Source organism: Mesorhizobium sp. M1D.F.Ca.ET.231.01.1.1, from assembly GCF_003999155.2.
GTDB lineage: Bacteria > Pseudomonadota > Alphaproteobacteria > Rhizobiales > Rhizobiaceae > Mesorhizobium.
In genome coordinates, this window is the sequence record NZ_RZOZ02000005.1 from 284,684 (window position 1) to 300,974 (window position 16,291).

Genomic DNA, 16,291 nt, shown 5'->3' on the forward strand with positions numbered 1-16,291 from the left:
TTAAGTTTACGCCTTGCCGAACCCGCCAGGCGTCGGCGTGACGACGACGACGGCCTCGCCGGCATCGAGCGTCGTCTGGTCACAGGCCTTGAGCACGTCGACCGATCCATCGTTGCGCCTGACCCTGGTCGAACCCGCCTCGCCATCGCCGCCGCCTTCGAGACCCCGCGGCGGCCGGTTGCGGTGCGAGGAGAGGATGGCGCACTCCATCTTCTCCAGGAAACGGATGGTGCGCTTGGTGCCGTCGCCGGCGTTCCACTTGCCCTTGCCGCCGGAGCCCTCGCGGATGTGGAAGTCTTCCAGCACGACAGGGAAGCGCAATTCCAGCACCTCCGGATCGGTGAGCCGCGAATTGGTCATGTGCGTATGGACGCCGGAAGTGCCGGCAAAGCCGCGCCCCGAATTCATCCGGCCGGCCGGCGAGCCGGAGCAGATCGTCTCATAATACTGGTGTTGCTTGTTGCCGAAGGTGAGGTTGTTCATCGTGCCTTGCGCGTTGGCCATCGCGCCCATGGCGCCGAACAGCGCGTTGGTGACATGCTGCGAGGTCTCGACATTGCCGGCCACGACCGCGGCCGGGTAGGCGGGCTTCAGCATGCAGCCGTCGGGAATGACGATGTCGATCGGTCGCAGACATCCGGCATTCATCGGGATCATGTCCTCGACCATGACGCGGAATGCATAGAGCACGGCCGCTCGCGCCACTGGCTCCGGCGCGTTGAAATTGTTCTTCTCGACCTTCGAGGTGCCGGTGAAATCGACCGTCGCCTGGCGCTTTTCCCGGTTGACCGTGATCTTCACCTTGATCACCTGACCGGTGTCGGTGGGGTACTCGTATTCCGAAGCGTCTGGCAGCCGTTCCAGCACGCGGCGCACGCTTTCGGCGGCGTTGTCCTGGACATGGCCCATATAGGCCTCGACGACATCGAGGCCGAAATGCGCGACCATCTTGCGCAACTCCGCCACGCCCTTTTCGTTGGCGGCGATCTGCGCCTTGAGGTCGGCGATGTTCTGCGCGGGATTGCGGGCAGGGTAGGGATGGTCGGTCAGGAGCACCTCGAGCTCCATCTCGCGGAAGCGGCCGCGATCGACGATGCGGAAATTGTCGAACAGCACGCCTTCCTCGTCGACGGTGGTGGCCAAAGGCGTCATCGAGCCGGGCGCCGTGCCGCCGACATCGGCATGGTGCCCGCGCGAGGCTGCCCAGAACAGGATTTCCTTGCGCGCGTCATCGAACACGGGCGTCACCACGGTGATGTCGGGCAAATGCGTGCCGCCATTGTAAGGCGCGTTGAGCGCGAAGACGTCGCCCGGATGGATATCGCCCGAATTCAGCCGGATGACGGTATCGACCGAGCGATCCATCGAGCCCAGATGCACCGGCATGTGCGGCGCGTTGGCGACCAGCGCGCCGTGGCGGTCGAATACCGCGCAGGAAAAGTCCAGCCGTTCCTTGATGTTGACGGAATAGGCGGTGTTCTGCAACGTCACGCCCATCTGCTCCGCGATCGACATGAAAAGGTTGTTGAAGACCTCCAGCATCACCGGATCGGCCTCGGTGCCGAGCGCCGCCTGCCGGCGTTTTTTCTCGATGCGGCGCAGGAGCACATGGTTGAGGGCCGTGATCTCGGCCTGCCAGCCCGGTTCGACGACGATGGTCTGGTTCGGCTCGATCACGAGGGCGGGACCCGCCACCTTATGGCCGGGCTTCAAATCCTCGCGCCGGAAGATACCGGCATCGCGCCAGGCGCCGTCGGCGAAGAATTGCCGGGTCTGCCAGGGGCTTGCCGCCTTGTCTTCGCGGCTTGATTCACTTTCGTCGCGCGCAGCCGTTCCGACATCGCTGCCTTCGACGCCAACCGCCTCGATGATCATCGGCTTGTTTTCGTAGACGAAGCCGAACTGGGCCTTGTGGGCGGCCTCGAAATCGCTTCTGGCGCGGAAAATCGAGCCATGCTCGAAATTCACCGGCAAAGTCGTGTCGGTGCCGTCATAGCGGATCTGCAGGACCGGTCTCGAGGCGATTGCGGCTTCCGCAATGCCTTGCGCGGCAAGTTCGGCGACGACGTTTTGGCGCAAGCCCGCAATCAGTTCTTCGATCGAGGAACGGGACTCTTCGGCCAGCGGCTTCAATAGCGCCTGTTGGCGCGAGGCGAAAACCGTCGACAGTCCGATGCCGTAAGCCGAAAGCAGACCCGAGAAGGGATGGATGAGCACCGCTTCCATGCCGAGCGCATCCGCGACCAGGCAGGCATGCTGGCCGCCGGCGCCGCCGAAGCAGTTCAAGAGATATTCGGTGACATCGTAGCCGCGCTGCACCGAGATCTTCTTGATGGCGTTGGCCATGTTCTCGACGGCGATGGTGACGAAGCCCTCGGCCACGGCTTCTGGCGAGCGTCCATCGCCGATCTCGGCAGCGAGCGCGGTGAATTTTTCGCGCACGGTGCCGGCGTCGAGCGGCTGGTCCTGGCCGGGACCGAAGATCGCCGGGAAGACATCGGGCTGCAGCTTGCCGAGCATTACATTGGCGTCGGTGACGGCGAGCGGCCCGCCGCGCCTGTAGGCGGCGGGGCCGGGATTGGCGCCGGCCGAGTCCGGGCCGACGCGGAAACGACCAGCCTCGTAATGCAGGATCGAGCCGCCGCCGGCCGCTACGGTGTGGATGCGCATCATCGGCGCGCGGATGCGCACGCCGGCGACTTCGGTATCGAAGGCGCGCTCATAGTCGCCGTCATAATGCGCGACGTCGGTCGAGGTGCCGCCCATGTCGAAGCCGATGACCTTGTCGAAACCGGCGAGCTTCGCCGTCTCGACCATGCCGACGACGCCGCCGGCCGGACCCGACAGCAGCGCATCCTTGCCCTGGAACATGTCGGCGGCGGTCAGCCCGCCCGACGACATCATGAACATCAGGCGAGGGCCGGCACCCAACTCGCCCGCTACCTTCCGCACATAGCGCGACAGGATCGGCGACAGATAGGCGTCGACCACCGTGGTGTCGCCGCGACCGACCAGTTTGATGAGCGGCGAGACCTCATGGCTGACCGAGATCTGGCTGAAGCCGACCTTGCGGCAGACCTTGGCCACCGCTTTTTCGTGGTCCGGATATTTCCAGGCATGCATGAAGACGACGGCGACCGCGTCGATGCCGTCGGCCTTGGCCTGCTCTATGGCAGGGCGGCAGGCGGCGATGTCGAGCAGCCGTTCGACGCGGCCGTCGGCGCGCACGCGCTCGTCGATCTCGATCACGCGCTCGTAGAGTTGTTCCGGAAGGACGATTTCCTTGGCAAAGATATCCGGACGCGCCTGATAGGCGATGCGCAGCGCGTCGCGAAGGCCCTTGGTGATGAGCAGGAGCACCCGGTCGCCCTTCCGCTCGAGCAGCGCATTTGTGGCGACCGTGGTGCCCATTTTTATGTCGCCGATCCGGTCGGTGGGAATTGTCGCGCCGGTTTTCAGCCCCAGCAGATCGCGGATGCCCTGGATGGCGGCGTCGGCATAAACCTCGGGGTTCTCCGACAACAGCTTTCGGGGATGCAACTGCCCTTGCGGGTCACGGCCGATGACGTCGGTGAACGTCCCGCCCCGGTCGATCCAGAAATCCCATTTCTTGTTCACCGCGGCTGCCGTCATTCTGCCTATCCAATCGTACGAGCGTGTGCTCAGTTAGTTCGCCGTTTCGGCCGCGGCAATCACAAGTTGATGTTACATTTGGAAACGCAACGTTATGAAACCTGTGAGGCGCCCGATGCATTTCCCCTGCGGCCGTTCACCGAAACGTGAACGCTTGCTGAAGGAGAGATATAATGAAGAAGCTCATTCTGGCGTCTGTTTCGGCGCTCGCCCTGCTGGGGGTCGCGGCTTGCAGCGACAGCGGCACCGGCACAGACAACACGACCACCCAGAGCACCAACCCGCCGGCCAACGAGCAGCCGATGAAGCCAGCTACGCCTGACGCATCGAAGCCTGCTGAACCGGCTCCGGCAACACCTCCTGCTGCGCCCGCGCAGTAGAACTCAATCCAATGAAATCGGGAAGGCCGGCCTTGCGCCGGCCATCCTTTTTTTGGCGGAACTGCCGTCCACAGCCGTTGGACCTGCGGCATCGTCCCGGCTTGATAGCGGTGCCCGGTTCGCACTAAGAAGCCGGCATGTCGATTTGGGACCGCCTCGGCGACTTCATCGCTCGTGTTTCGTCGTCGACGTCCTCGGGCGTCGCCGATGTCGTCGAGGCCGTGCGGACCGTGTTTTCCGGCGATGCGGACCTGCGCCGGCGCGTTGCCTTCTCGGTGGCGATGATCGCGCTTTCGGCCAAGATGGCCAAGGCCGACGGCATCGTCACCCAGGACGAGGTGCGCGCTTTCCAGGAAATCTTCGAAGTGCCGCCCAGGGAAACACGCAACGTGGCGCGCCTCTACGACCTCGCCAAGCGTGACGTTGCCGGGTTCGAGATCTATGCCGAGCGCATGGCGCAGCTATGCGGTTCCGGCCATGCGAATTGCATGATGCTGGAAGACATAATCGACGGGCTGTTCCATATCGCCAAGGCCGACGGACTGATCCATGAGCGGGAAGGGCAATTCCTGCATCGAATCGCCGAGATTTTCCGGATCGACGAGGCGCACTACCAGGCGATCCTGTCGCGGCACGTCAATCTCGGCGCCGCCGATCCCTATGTTATTCTGGGCGTCGAGCGGGGCAAGCCGTTCGAGGAGGTCAGGAAGCGCTATCGCAAGCTGATCTCCGACAATCATCCCGACAGGCTCATCGCGCGCGGCCTGCCGCAGGAGTTCATCAAGATCGCCACGACCAGGGTCGCCGCGATCAATGCGGCCTATGAGATGATCGAACGGGGCCTCAGGCACGTATGAGCGGTTCTTTGCCCGATCAGCCGGGTGCCGAGGTCAGGGTGTCGCCAAATTTCGGTCCGCGGCGCGACACGCCCAGGCCCGACATGATCGTGCTGCACTATACCGGCATGGCGACGGGCGCCGGCGCCGAAGCGTGGCTGTGCGATCCGGCAAGCGAGGTGTCCGCGCATTATCTTGTCCATGAGGACGGCCGCATCGTGCAGATGGTGCGCGAGAGCGACCGCGCCTGGCATGCCGGCAAGAGTTCATGGTTCGGACGTGTCGACATCAACTCCTGCTCTGTCGGCATCGAGATCGTCAATCCCGGACATGCGCTGGGCTATAAAGCCTTCCCGAAGCGGCAGATCGACGCCGTGATCGGTTTATGCGAGGGGGTCGCCGGCCGGCATTCGATTCCACAGCAAAGGGTGCTCGCGCATTCCGATGTCGCGCCGGGACGCAAGGTCGATCCGGGCGAGAAGTTTCCCTGGAAAGCGCTCTTCGCGGCCGGCGTCGGCCATCTCGTTCCAGCGACCCCGATCAGGCATGGCGCGGCGCTGAAGGCGGGCGACAGCGGCGCTGACGTGGAGGCGCTGCAATCGATGCTGGCGCTTTACGGGTACGGCGTCGAAATATCGGGCGCCTTCGATCGCCAAACGGAGATTGTGGTGGCGGCATTTCAGCGGCATTTCCGCCGGCAACTCGTCGACGGCGTGGCGGACGACTCGACGATCCGCACACTGCAAAGGCTGCTGGCTTCCGTTAAGATCGCCTCGCCCAAATAGTCCCCCAAATCCTCTAAATTACAATTTGTCATACAAAGTGAATTGCCTCGCCTTCATTGGCGCCAATTCCCTCTCCAAACGCATCTCCCGCAAGTTGTCGGACATCTATCCTCCCGGGATGCTCCGATGTTGAGTTGGCCCAGCTGCGCGAAGTTCTTCGCGCGGTTCTAAAAGAACAGGACTACATGCAAAGATTGACCGTTGTAGCGGCAGCCGTTGCTGCCGGAGTGATGACTTTTACCTTCAGCTCGGCAAACAGTGCCCCGCTTAGCCTGCGGGCAGCAGACAATGGGTTCGCTGCCACCCCCGCGACGCCGAAGGCTGCCCCGGAGCCCAAAACCGCAAAAACTACGAAAGTCGCCCAGGCAAAGGTGCAGAAAGCCGCGGTAACGCGGTCGGCAAAATCAACGGTCAAGCGTAGTGCAAGGCGCGGCAGGAAGACCGTCGACCTGACGACCACGGCTTCCATCCATCCCGAAAAGCCCGCCCTGTCATCCGTCGCCACCGGCGGCGGCCAATATTCGGCGATCATCGCCCGCTATGCAGCGAGCTACGGCGTGCCGGTGTCGCTCGCCAAGGCCGTCATCAAGATCGAAAGCAACTATCGGCCGAATATGGTCGGCAGCGCCGGCGAGATCGGCCTGATGCAGATCAAGCCGGCGACGGCGCGGATGATGGGCTATACCGGTTCGGCCAAGGGGCTGTTCGATCCCGACACCAACATCAAATACGGCATGAAGTACCTGGCCATGGCGCAGGGCCTCGGCGGCGGCACGACTTGCGGCACGATCCTGAAGTACAATGCCGGCCATGGCGCGAGGCGGATGAATCCGGTTTCGGCCGCCTACTGCAGCAAGGTGAAGGTGCAGATGGCGGCGCTCGGCTCGCCCGCCTGAAGGCGATTTGCTTCTCTTGCATGTCGTTGTCCCAAACCGCTGCACACTTTGGGCGACATGCATTGGCTTTTTCGTTTGCGTTTTCCGGCGGGAATCCCTTTATACGCGCTTGCCAGCTGGCCGGGCGGCCGCGCCCGCAAGAGCCGAAAGGCTGCGGGTGAGGAAAGTCCGGGCTCCATGGAGACACGGTGCCGGCTAATGGCCGGCGGGGGCGACCCCAGGGAAAGTGCCACAGAAAGCAAACCGCCGCGGCGAATGCCGCGGCAAGGGTGAAAGGGTGGAGTAAGAGCCCACCGCGCGACTGGCAACAGGAGCGGCACGGCAAACCCCACCGGGAGCAAGACCGAATAGGGGCGGTGCGAAGGGAAACCTTCGAGGGCTGTTTCCGGCCCACCGCCCGGGTAGGTTGCGTGAGGCGTGTGGCGACACGCGCCCAAGATGAATGGCCGCCACGTTCTCGCGCCGCAAGGCGCGGGAGCCATACAGAACCCGGCTTACAGGCCAGCTGGCATTTTTCCGAGGACGCGATAGAAATCATCCGCATCCTGCATGGCCAGCGCAACATCGAAGCTGACGACCTGGATTCGTGATCGATCCGGCGGGTCGATCATGGTCAACCGCCAAGCCGGTCCAGCGACGCCTCTATCGCCCGCCAGAGCTCCTCGACCGGCTCGCAGCCGACCGACAGGCGCACGAAGCCGGGCGGCACGGCGTCGCCGCGTTTCGAGCGCCGCTCGGCCGACGTATGCACGCCGCCGAAGGAAGTCGCCGCTTCAATCAAAGCGCAATTGTCGATGAAAGTCTCGGCCGCCTCTTCCGACGCCAGCTCGAAGGAGATCAAAAAGCCGAAGCGCTCCATCTGGGCGCGCGCCAGATTGTGCGAGGCGTCGCCCTCGAGGCCTGGAAAACGCAGGCCGCTCACGGCGCGATGCGCCTTGAGGCGACGGGCGATCGTTTCGGCTGACGAGCACATGCGATCGAAACGCACCTCCAGCGTTTCGAGGCCGCGATGCACGAGCCAGGCCTCGAACGGTCCGGGAATGCCGCCTGCCGTTTCGCGCCAGTCCTTGACCCAGGCGACAATATCCGGATTGCGGCTGGCGACATGGCCGAACAGCACATCCGAGTGACCGTTGATCGCCTTGGTATCGGCCGACACCACGATATCGGCGCCGAGATCGAGCGGGCGCTGGCCGAAGGGCGTCATCGTCGTGTTGTCGACGACGAGGATCGCGCCTTGCTCGTGAGCCGCCTTGGCGACGGCGGCGATGTCGCAGATATCCAGCCGCGGGTTGGATGGGCTTTCAACGAAGACCAGTCGATAGCCTGCGAAGCCGCCATCGAGCATGCTCGATGTCGCCCTCACGTCATAAGTGACGCCGAGCGGTTTAAGGAAACGTTCCGCCAGCGCGCGTGTCGTGTGATAGCCGTCCGAGGGCAAGAGAATGCGGTCGCCCGATCTAACGAGTGAGAAAAACGCCGCCGAAATCGCTGCCATTCCCGACGGAAAAGCAACGCATTGCGCATCTTCCAAATGGCCGAGCGCATGCTCGACGGCATGCCATGTCGGATTGCTGAAACGGCCGTATTGATCGAAGCCCGTGGCGTCGCCCGGCGAATGAAAGATCGAAGCCATGATCAGCGGCAAGGGGATGGGATCGCCCTTGGCGAAATCGACGCTGCGCAGATGGGCAAGTGTCGCGGCGCGTGACTTCGCGGTTTCGGTCATGGGTTCATTCCTTGCTGAACAGGGGTTCGACGCTAGGCGCGCCGTAGGCTCGCAGCAAGCGGCGTCCTTTTGGGCCAGACGGTTCTAAACGCTTCGTTAGGCTTAATAGAGGATAAAGACGAGATGTGCCGTCAGCCTGCTCTTCCTGGTTGTGACGCGCGCGTTTGTGATGCCTGTTCCCGTTGACGCCCATAGTGCCCCATGATATCCCATTTAAATCAAGCCTTCGTTCCGCGTCAGGGTGAAGCGTGCGCCAATCGGGCAGTCGCGGCGGTTGCGCGTTTGCCGGTTTTCGCCTTGGTGAATGAAGCGGTTTGTCGCGAGGCGATGCGCGGCGGCGCGGAGAAAAACATGGGAAGGGGTGCGGCGGCGACAGCGGCTGTAACGTGTAGTGGACCGATTTCTGTCAAACGCAGTGAACAGGATCGATGCGAAGGGGCGGGTGTCCGTTCCGGCGCATTTCCGCGCGGTTGTGCAGAAGCGTGGCTATGGCGAGCTCTATGCGCTACGCTGCCTCGACCTTCCGGCGATGGACGTCGGCGGGCTCGACCTGCTCGACCGCTACGAGCAGCGGATCGCGCTGGAGGATCCCTTCCTGCAGACGGCGGACGACATGTCCTTCTTTTGCCATGGCGATGGTACGTTCCTGAAGCTCGACCAGGACGGTCGCATCACGATGACCGATTTCATCCGCGAGCATACGGGCATCTCGAACGAGGTGGCCTTTGTCGGCCGCGGCAATTTCTTTCAGATATGGGAGCCGGGCCGGCTTGCCGCCTATGGGGCGCAGGCGCGGGCCAGGCTCTTGCAGCTTCGGCAGGGGACGAAGCCCGGGGAGCGACCGGAATGATGGCTGGCCACGGCGATGATCCTCACGCCGTTGGCGGACTGGTCCGTCACATTCCGGTCCTCCTTGGCGAAGTGCTGGAGGCGCTTGAGCCCAAGGCGGGCGAGACTGTCGTCGACGGGACGTTCGGCGCCGGCGGCTACACCGGAGCCATTCTCGAGCGCGGAGCTTCGGTCGTGGCGATCGACCGCGATCCGGATGCGATCGCCGCGGGCAGGGCTCTGGAACAGCAGGCCGGCGGCAGGCTGAAACTCGTGCAGGCGCCGTTCTCGACGCTGGACAAGCATGTCGAGAGCGCCGACGGCGTTGTGCTCGACATCGGCGTTTCTTCCATGCAGCTCGACCAGGCCGAGCGCGGCTTTTCCTTTCGCGCCGATGGGCCGCTCGACATGCGCATGGCGCAGGCGGGCCTGAGCGCTGCAGACGTCGTCAACACCTTCAAGGCGGGCGACCTTGCCCGCATCTTCGGTTTCCTCGGCGAGGAACGGCATGCCGGCCGCATCGCCCGCATGATCGAGACCCGGCGCCAGAAACGGCCCTTCGAGCGCACGCTCGATCTGGCCGACGCCATCGCCACCCATATCGGACGCGCGCCGAAGGACAAGATCCATCCGGCCACCCGGGTCTTCCAGGCGCTGCGCATCTTCGTCAACGACGAGCTCGGCGAACTGGCCGGCGCGCTGTTCGCCGCCGAGCGTGTGCTGAAACCTGGCGGGCGGCTCACCGTCGTGACCTTCCATTCGCTGGAGGACCGCATCGTCAAGCGTTTCATCGCCGATCGCGCCGATGCGGCATCGGGTTCGCGCCACATGCCCGACGCGCCTGCGCGGCTGGCGACCTTCCGCAAGTCCGGCGGTGGGGTGACGCCGGGCGAGGCCGAGATCGCCGTCAATCCCCGCGCGCGTTCGGCCAGGCTGCGCGCGGCAATCCGCACCGACGTGCCGGCGCGCCCCGGCGACTTTTCGATTTTCGGCCTTCCAAAGCTTCCCGCCGTCGAGCGGCCGGGGGAGAGGTAAGCACGTGTTTCGTACCAGCGACATAGTCCTGATCGCCGTCATGGTCTCGGCGGCGGCGTTGACCTACAAGACCAAGCGCGAAGCCGAGGACCAGTTGGCGGCGGTGCAGAAGCTGCAGGCGCAGATCCGCTACGAGGAAGACACGATCGATCTTCTGAAGGCCGACTGGAGCCTGCTCACCCAGCCGGCGCGGCTGCAGAAGCTCGCCGAACTCTACAAGTCGCAGCTCGGGCTCGAGCCGCTCAACGCCCGGCAGATCGGCGGTCTCGACGACGTGCCCGTGAAACCTGTCAACATCGAGGACCTGTCGTCGCAGCGGCTTGGCGGCATGGCTGACAATTCCGGCAAAGAGCCCCCGGGCGGCAAGGATCCGGTGGTCACCGGGAGCACCGTGCAATGATCGGCAGGCTTCCAAAGATCGGTAACCTGCTGAAGCGTCGAATGAAGATGGCCGAGGACGGCTCGATCGTCGTCGATGCCGCCCGCAAGGCGACTGGCGGCAAGGCCAAGACGCGCATCGTCATGACGATGGCGGTGTTCTTCACCATCTATTCGACCATTGCCGGTAGGCTGGTCTATCTCGGCCTGCAGAACCCGGACATGTCGAGCGGTCCGCAAAGCCGGGTCACGGCCTCGCGGCCGGATATCGTCGACCGCAACGGCGAGGTGCTGGCGACCGACATCAAGACGGCGTCGCTGTTCGCCGAGCCGCGCCGCATCGTCGACGCCGACGAGGCGATCGAGAAGCTGTCGACCGTGCTTCCCGAGATCGATTATGAGCAGACCTATCACAAGCTGAAGAGCGGCGCCGGCTTCGTCTGGCTGCAGCGGCAGCTGACGCCGAAGCAGCAGGCCGACATCATGGCGCTCGGCATTCCGGGTCTCGGCTTCCGCACCGAAAAGCGGCGCTTCTATCCGAGCGGCGAGACGTCCTCCTACATTGTCGGTCTCACCAACATCGACAACCAGGGCATCTCCGGCATGGAGAAGTACATTGACGACCAGGGCCTGACCGACCTGCAGGCGTCGGGGCTGGCGGTAGCCCGGGATCTGAGGCCGGTAAAGTTGTCGATCGACCTGCGCGTCCAGCACGTGGTGCGCGACGAAGTCGCTACCGGGATGGAACGGTTCCATGCAATCGCGGCGGGCGCAGTGGTGCTCAACATCAAGACCGGCGAAGTGCTGGCCATGGCGTCGGTGCCGGATTTCGACCCCAACAATCCATACAACGCCCAGGAAAAGGACCGGCTGAACCGCATGTCGGCGGGCCTCTACGAGATGGGCTCGACCTTCAAGAGCTTCACCACCGGCATGGCGCTGGACTCCGGCAAGGTGACGCTGGAGAGCCGCTTCGACGCGTCCCGTCCGATCAGGATTGGCCGCCAGACCATTCACGACTTCCACAGCAAGGGCCGTGTGCTTTCGGTGCCTGAAGTGTTCATCTATTCATCCAACATCGGTTCGGCCAAGGAAGCCGAGGCTGTCGGCATCGAAGGGCATCGCGAGTTCCTGCATCGCCTGGGCGTGCTCGAAAAGATGCAGACGGAATTGCCAGAAGTGGCGCGTCCGACCGAGCCCAAGGTCTGGAAGCAGGTCAATTCGATCACGATCGCCTTCGGCCACGGCGTCTCGACGACGCCGCTGCAGACCGCCGTCGGCTGCGCGGCGTTGATGAGCGGCTATCTGATCGAGCCGACCTTTCTGCCGCGCACTGCAGAACAGGCAATGGAGGTCGCCAAAAAGGTGGTCAAAGACAAGACCGTGGAAGGGATGCGCTATCTCTACGCGCTCAACGCCGAGAAGGGCTCCGGCAAGAACGCCAAGGTTCCAGGCTATCGCGTCGGCGGCAAAACCGGCACGGCGGAAAAGGTCGTCAACGGCCGCTACTCGAAGGAGAAGAATTTCAACGCTTTCGTCGCGGCTTTCCCGATGGACGATCCACAATATATCGTGCTGACCATCGCCGACGAGCCGAAGCCGGAAAAGCCGGGCATGGGCGCCACTGCCGCCTCGAATGCCGGCATCATGGCGGGCAACATCATCAGGCGCGCGGCTTCCATGCTTGGCGTGAAGCCAGATTTCAGCCATGAAAATGGTGCAACGCTGGTTTCCTATCAGTGATTCTTGGGGCGCGCCGGCAACTGCGCGCTATTTTGTTGCGGTGAACGGGACTCAATGCATCTGAAAGATCTAGCCGGTATCCTGCCTGTCGAGGGAGCAGCTTCCCCCGATCTGGAGGTGACCGGTCTCTCCTCCGATTCCCGCCAGGTAAAGCCGGGCGTCGTCTTCTTCGCGCTCGCCGGCAGCAAGGCCGATGGCTCGACCTATGCCGCCGATGCCGTGGTGAGAGGTGCCGCTGCGATCGTGGCCGGCAAAGGCAATCCAATCTCCGACCTGTCGATACCCGTCATTGCCGTCGATGATCCTCGCCTGGCGCTGGCGCAGAGCGCGGCGCGCTTCTTCGGCAAGCAGCCCGAGACGATGGTCGCCGTCACCGGCACAAGCGGCAAGACATCGGTTGCCGCTTTCACCCGCCAAATCTGGGAGCAGGCCGGTTTTGCCGCCGCCTCGATCGGCACGACCGGCGTCGTGGCGCCCGGCCGCAACGAATATGGTTCGTTGACCACTCCGGATCCGGTGGCGCTGCACAGGCTGCTGAAGGAACTGGCGGAGGCCGGCGTTACCCACGCCTCGATGGAGGCCTCCAGCCACGGCCTCGACCAGCGCCGCCTCGACGGCGTGAAACTCGCCGCCGGCGGCTTCACCAATCTCGGCCGCGACCACATGGACTACCATCCGACGGTCGAGGACTATCATCGCGCCAAGCTGCGACTGTTCGACACGCTGCTGCCCAAGGGCGCGCCGGCGGTCATCTTCGCCGACGATCCATGGTCGGAGCCGACGATCAAAGCAGCGCGGGCCGCGGGCCTCAACGTGCTCACGGTCGGCCGCCACGGCGGATTCCTGACGCTGAAGCGCGTCGAGCACGAGCGGCGGCGGCAGCGTGCCGAGGTCGAGGCCGACGGCGTGCTTTACGAAATCGACCTGCCGCTGGCTGGTGATTTCCAGATCGCCAACGCGCTGGTTTCGGCAGGCCTCGCAATCTCGACTGGAACATCCGTCGGCCAAGCCTTGGCTGCATTGGAGAAACTCAAGGGCGCGCCGGGCCGGCTCGACCTTGTCGGCACGACGGCGGCCGGCGCTCCGGTCTATGTCGACTACGCGCACAAGCCCGATGCGCTGGAAAATGTGCTGACCTCGGTTCGCCCGTTCACCACGGGCCGGGTCGTTGTGGTGTTCGGCTGCGGCGGCGACCGCGATCGCGGCAAGCGGCCGATCATGGGCGAGATCGCCACTCGGCTCGCCGATGTCGTCATCGTCACCGACGACAATCCGCGCACGGAAATCCCCGAAACCATCCGCGCGGCCATCCTTGCCGAGGCGCCCGGCGCCATCGAGATCGGCGACCGCCGCAAGGCGATCCACGAGGCGGTGGCGATGCTTCATGCCGGCGATACGCTGATCGTCGCCGGAAAGGGGCATGAGGAGGGCCAGACCATCGGCACCGAAACCTTCCACTTCTCCGACCATGAGGAAGTGCGCGAGGCGCTTCAGGAGCGCGCCGCATGAGCCTGCTCTGGACGTCGGAAGCGCTCGTCGAGGCCGTGGGCGGCAGGCCGATCGGCTCGCTGCCCGAAGGCATCACCGGCATTTCCATAGACAGCCGCAGCCTCGAGCCCGGCAATGTCTTCTTCGCCATCAAGGGCGAGACCATGGACGGCCACGATTTCGCGACCGCGGCGGTGAAGGCGGGTGCTTCCGTGCTGGTCGTCGCCGAGGGCAAGCTGCCGTCGCTCGGCCGGCTGACGGCGCCGATGATCGTCGTCCAGGATGTGCTGGCGGCGCTCGAGAAGCTTGGCGTCGCGGCGCGCGCGCGCTCACGGGCCAAGATCATCGCGGTGACCGGCTCGGCAGGCAAGACGACCACCAAGGAGGCGCTGCGCCATGTGCTGTCGGCGGTCGGCAAGGTGCATGCCTCGGCGCAGTCGTTCAACAATCATTGGGGCGTGCCGCTGACCTTGGCCCGCATGCCGCAAGACTGCGACTACGCGGTCTTCGAGATCGGCATGAACCATCCAGGCGAGATCAGGCCGCTGGTCAAGATGGTCAGGCCGCATGTTGCGATCGTTACGCTGATTGCCGCCGCCCATCTCGGCTTCTTCAAGAATCTCGACGAGATCGCCATGGCCAAGGCCGAGATTTTCGAAGGGATCGAGCCTGGCGGCGCCGCGCTGCTCAACCGCGACGATCCGCGCTGGAAGCTGCTCGGGAAAATGGCGAGGGAGGCCGGCGTCGAGCATGTCTTCGGGTTCGGCGAAAATGCCCGCTCGGCTTTCCGCCTTGCCGGCTGCGAGCTCTACGCCGATCATTCCGATATCGCCGTCAAGATCGGCAAGAAGGACGTGACGGCCCGTGTCGGGGCGCCTGGCCGACACATCGTGCAGAATGTGCTGGCCGTGCTGGGCGCCGCTCAACTGGTCGGCGCCGATCTCGACAAGGTGGCGGCGGCGCTTGCGGATCTTTCGGCCGAGCGCGGGCGCGGCAGGCGCCACATCTTGCATCATCCAAGCGGCCCGATCACGCTGATCGACGAGAGCTACAATGCCAACCCGGCGTCGATGGCAGCAGCGATCGCGCTGCTCAACGCCACGCCGGTATCGGGCGAGGGCAGGCGCATCGCCGTGCTTGGCGACATGCTGGAGCTCGGCAGCCATTCGGCGAAGCTCCATGCGGCGCTTGCCGAACTCATCGTCGGCACGGAAACGCGCAACGTCTTTCTCGGCGGCCCCGAGATGCGGGCGCTGGCCGAGGTTTTGCCTTCCGACGTCGAAACCGAATACCGGTCAGGAGCGGAAGAGCTGAAGCCGGTCGTGATGTCGGCCATCAGGCCCGGCGACGTGGTGATGGTCAAGTCGTCGAAAGGCATCGGATTTTCAAAACTGGTCGAGGCATTGCTCGGCAAATTTCCGGCGGAAGCCACAACCATTGAACCGACCTAAGGTCGGGCTCCGGGGGACGGAAGCGCATGCTCACTTTACTCGTTGATTTCGCGGACAAGATCTCAGCCTTCAATGTCTTCCGCTACATCACCTTTCGCACCGGCGGCGCGCTGATCACCTCGGCGCTCATCGTTTTCATATTCGGACCGACCATCATCAACTCGCTGCGGCTTCGTCAGGGCAAGGGCCAGCCGATCCGCGCCGACGGGCCGCAGACGCATTTCAAGAAAGCGGGCACGCCGACCATGGGCGGGCTGATGATCCTTTGCGGCATCATCGGCTCATCGCTTTTGTGGGCGAACCTTTCCAGCATCTATGTCTGGGTTGTGATGCTGGTGACGCTAGGCTTCGGCTCGATCGGTTTCTACGACGACTATCTCAAGGTCACCAAACAGTCGCATCTGGGCTTTTCCGGCAAGGCGCGGCTGGCGATCGAATTCGTCGTCGCCGGCATCGCTGCCTGGGTGATCATGCACAACGGCCAGGCGCCGTTCTCGTCCTCGCTGACCTTTCCGTTCGCCAAGGAATTCCTCATCAATCTCGGTTGGTTCTTCGTGCCGTTCTCCTGCTTCGTCATCGTCGGCGCCGGCAATGCGGTGAACCTGACCGACGGCCTCGACGGCCTGGCGATCGTGCCGATCATGATCGCGGCGGCCTCCTTCGGCGTCATCGCCTATCTTTCGGGCAACGCGGTGTTCGCCGAATATCTGCAGATCCACTTCGTTCCCGGCACCGGCGAGCTGGCGGTCGTGCTCGGCGCGGTCATCGGCGCCGGTCTCGGCTTTCTCTGGTTCAACGCGCCGCCGGCGGCAATCTTCATGGGCGACACCGGCTCGCTGGCCATGGGCGGACTGATCGGCACCATCGCGGTCGCTACCAAGCACGAGATCGTGCTGGTCATCGTCGGCGGCCTGTTCGTAGTGGAGATTCTGTCGGTCATCATCCAGGTGGGCTACTTCAAGATGACCGGCAAGCGCGTCTTCCTGATGGCGCCGATCCATCACCATTTCGAGAAACTCGGCTGGACCGAGAGCCAGGTGGTGATCCGCTTCTGGATCATCGCCGTTATCCTGGCGCTGGTCGGCCTCTCCACCCTCAAGCTCAGATAG

General features: G+C 63.9%; 13 protein-coding genes and 1 other RNA gene. 12 read left to right on the forward strand and 2 right to left on the reverse strand.

The genetic code is table 11. The annotated features are described in order from the left end of the window. Positions 1-6: 6 nt before the first annotated feature. Positions 7-3,618, reverse strand: coding sequence for a hydantoinase B/oxoprolinase family protein (locus tag EN874_RS16340; RefSeq protein WP_127425820.1), 3,612 nt, complete (start codon positions 3,616-3,618; stop codon positions 7-9). 188 nt (positions 3,619-3,806) lie between these two features. Here EN874_RS16340 and EN874_RS16345 point away from each other — a divergent pair, with 188 nt between their 5' ends. The 5 genes from EN874_RS16345 to rnpB all read left to right on the forward strand — a co-directional run bounded on the left by EN874_RS16345 (position 3,807) and on the right by rnpB (position 7,043). Continuing rightward, positions 3,807-4,013 carry a hypothetical protein gene (locus EN874_RS16345; RefSeq protein WP_126088462.1) on the forward strand — a complete coding sequence of 69 codons (207 nt, stop codon included), beginning with the start codon at positions 3,807-3,809 and terminating at the stop codon, positions 4,011-4,013. A 137-nt stretch (positions 4,014-4,150) separates the two neighbouring features. Next, a complete protein-coding gene (locus EN874_RS16350) occupies positions 4,151-4,870 on the forward strand; it encodes a DnaJ family molecular chaperone (RefSeq protein ID WP_127425664.1) in 720 nt (239 codons plus the stop codon). Continuing rightward, positions 4,867-5,634: an N-acetylmuramoyl-L-alanine amidase gene (locus EN874_RS16355; protein ID WP_127425665.1), complete on the forward strand. Its 768-nt coding sequence runs from the start codon at positions 4,867-4,869 to the stop codon at positions 5,632-5,634. The genes EN874_RS16350 and EN874_RS16355 overlap by 4 nt, the downstream gene beginning before the upstream one ends. A 185-nt stretch (positions 5,635-5,819) precedes the next feature. After that, positions 5,820-6,530: a transglycosylase SLT domain-containing protein gene (locus tag EN874_RS16360; protein ID WP_127425666.1), complete on the forward strand. Its 711-nt coding sequence runs from the start codon at positions 5,820-5,822 to the stop codon at positions 6,528-6,530. 112 nt (positions 6,531-6,642) lie between these two features. Beyond that, an RNA gene (gene rnpB / locus EN874_RS16365) (RNase P RNA component class A) lies at positions 6,643-7,043 on the forward strand. Between the two features lie 100 nt (positions 7,044-7,143). On the opposite strand, the gene EN874_RS16370 is transcribed toward rnpB, so the two are convergent. Beyond that, positions 7,144-8,259 (reverse strand): cystathionine gamma-lyase, encoded by a 1,116-nt coding sequence (locus EN874_RS16370; protein WP_127425667.1) that lies wholly within the window; start codon positions 8,257-8,259, stop codon positions 7,144-7,146. A gap of 391 nt (positions 8,260-8,650) precedes the next feature. Between EN874_RS16370 and mraZ the strand changes: the two genes are divergently transcribed. From mraZ to mraY, 7 genes are read left to right on the forward strand one after another with little or no spacing between them, the layout of a single operon-like run. Next, on the forward strand, positions 8,651-9,109 hold the full coding sequence (gene mraZ, locus EN874_RS16375) for a division/cell wall cluster transcriptional repressor MraZ (protein ID WP_126088468.1): 459 nt from the start codon (positions 8,651-8,653) through the stop codon (positions 9,107-9,109). Then, positions 9,106-10,122: a 16S rRNA (cytosine(1402)-N(4))-methyltransferase RsmH gene (rsmH, locus tag EN874_RS16380; RefSeq protein WP_127425668.1), complete on the forward strand. Its 1,017-nt coding sequence runs from the start codon at positions 9,106-9,108 to the stop codon at positions 10,120-10,122. Before mraZ ends, rsmH begins: the two co-directional genes overlap by 4 nt. 4 nt (positions 10,123-10,126) lie before the next feature. Beyond that, on the forward strand, positions 10,127-10,522 hold the full coding sequence (locus tag EN874_RS16385) for a hypothetical protein (protein ID WP_126088470.1): 396 nt from the start codon (positions 10,127-10,129) through the stop codon (positions 10,520-10,522). Then, on the forward strand, positions 10,519-12,243 hold the full coding sequence (locus tag EN874_RS16390) for a penicillin-binding protein 2 (protein ID WP_127425669.1): 1,725 nt from the start codon (positions 10,519-10,521) through the stop codon (positions 12,241-12,243). The genes EN874_RS16385 and EN874_RS16390 overlap by 4 nt, the downstream gene beginning before the upstream one ends. 54 nt (positions 12,244-12,297) lie before the next feature. Then, positions 12,298-13,752 carry a UDP-N-acetylmuramoyl-L-alanyl-D-glutamate--2,6-diaminopimelate ligase gene (locus tag EN874_RS16395; RefSeq protein ID WP_127425670.1) on the forward strand — a complete coding sequence of 485 codons (1,455 nt, stop codon included), beginning with the start codon at positions 12,298-12,300 and terminating at the stop codon, positions 13,750-13,752. Beyond that, entirely contained in the window at positions 13,749-15,182 is a 1,434-nt protein-coding gene (locus EN874_RS16400; protein WP_127425671.1) for a UDP-N-acetylmuramoylalanyl-D-glutamyl-2,6-diaminopimelate--D-alanyl-D-alanine ligase, read from the forward strand. The genes EN874_RS16395 and EN874_RS16400 overlap by 4 nt, the downstream gene beginning before the upstream one ends. A gap of 26 nt (positions 15,183-15,208) precedes the next feature. Then, a complete protein-coding gene (mraY, locus tag EN874_RS16405; RefSeq protein ID WP_095812511.1) occupies positions 15,209-16,291 on the forward strand; it encodes a phospho-N-acetylmuramoyl-pentapeptide-transferase in 1,083 nt (360 codons plus the stop codon).

Bases quoted from the DNA above. Each gene is read 5' to 3' on its own strand.
- rsmH (WP_127425668.1), top strand. From the start codon at position 9,106: ATGATGGCTGGCCACGGCGATGATCCTCACGCCGTTGGCGGACTGGTC.
- EN874_RS16350 (WP_127425664.1), top strand. From the start codon at position 4,151: ATGTCGATTTGGGACCGCCTCGGCGACTTCATCGCTCGTGTTTCGTCG.
- EN874_RS16395 (WP_127425670.1), top strand. From the start codon at position 12,298: ATGCATCTGAAAGATCTAGCCGGTATCCTGCCTGTCGAGGGAGCAGCT.
- mraY (WP_095812511.1), top strand. From the start codon at position 15,209: ATGCTCACTTTACTCGTTGATTTCGCGGACAAGATCTCAGCCTTCAAT.
- EN874_RS16370 (WP_127425667.1), bottom strand. From the start codon at position 8,259: ATGACCGAAACCGCGAAGTCACGCGCCGCGACACTTGCCCATCTGCGC.
- EN874_RS16355 (WP_127425665.1), top strand. From the start codon at position 4,867: ATGAGCGGTTCTTTGCCCGATCAGCCGGGTGCCGAGGTCAGGGTGTCG.
- EN874_RS16345 (WP_126088462.1), top strand. From the start codon at position 3,807: ATGAAGAAGCTCATTCTGGCGTCTGTTTCGGCGCTCGCCCTGCTGGGG.
- EN874_RS16400 (WP_127425671.1), top strand. From the start codon at position 13,749: ATGAGCCTGCTCTGGACGTCGGAAGCGCTCGTCGAGGCCGTGGGCGGC.
- EN874_RS16360 (WP_127425666.1), top strand. From the start codon at position 5,820: ATGCAAAGATTGACCGTTGTAGCGGCAGCCGTTGCTGCCGGAGTGATG.
- EN874_RS16390 (WP_127425669.1), top strand. From the start codon at position 10,519: ATGATCGGCAGGCTTCCAAAGATCGGTAACCTGCTGAAGCGTCGAATG.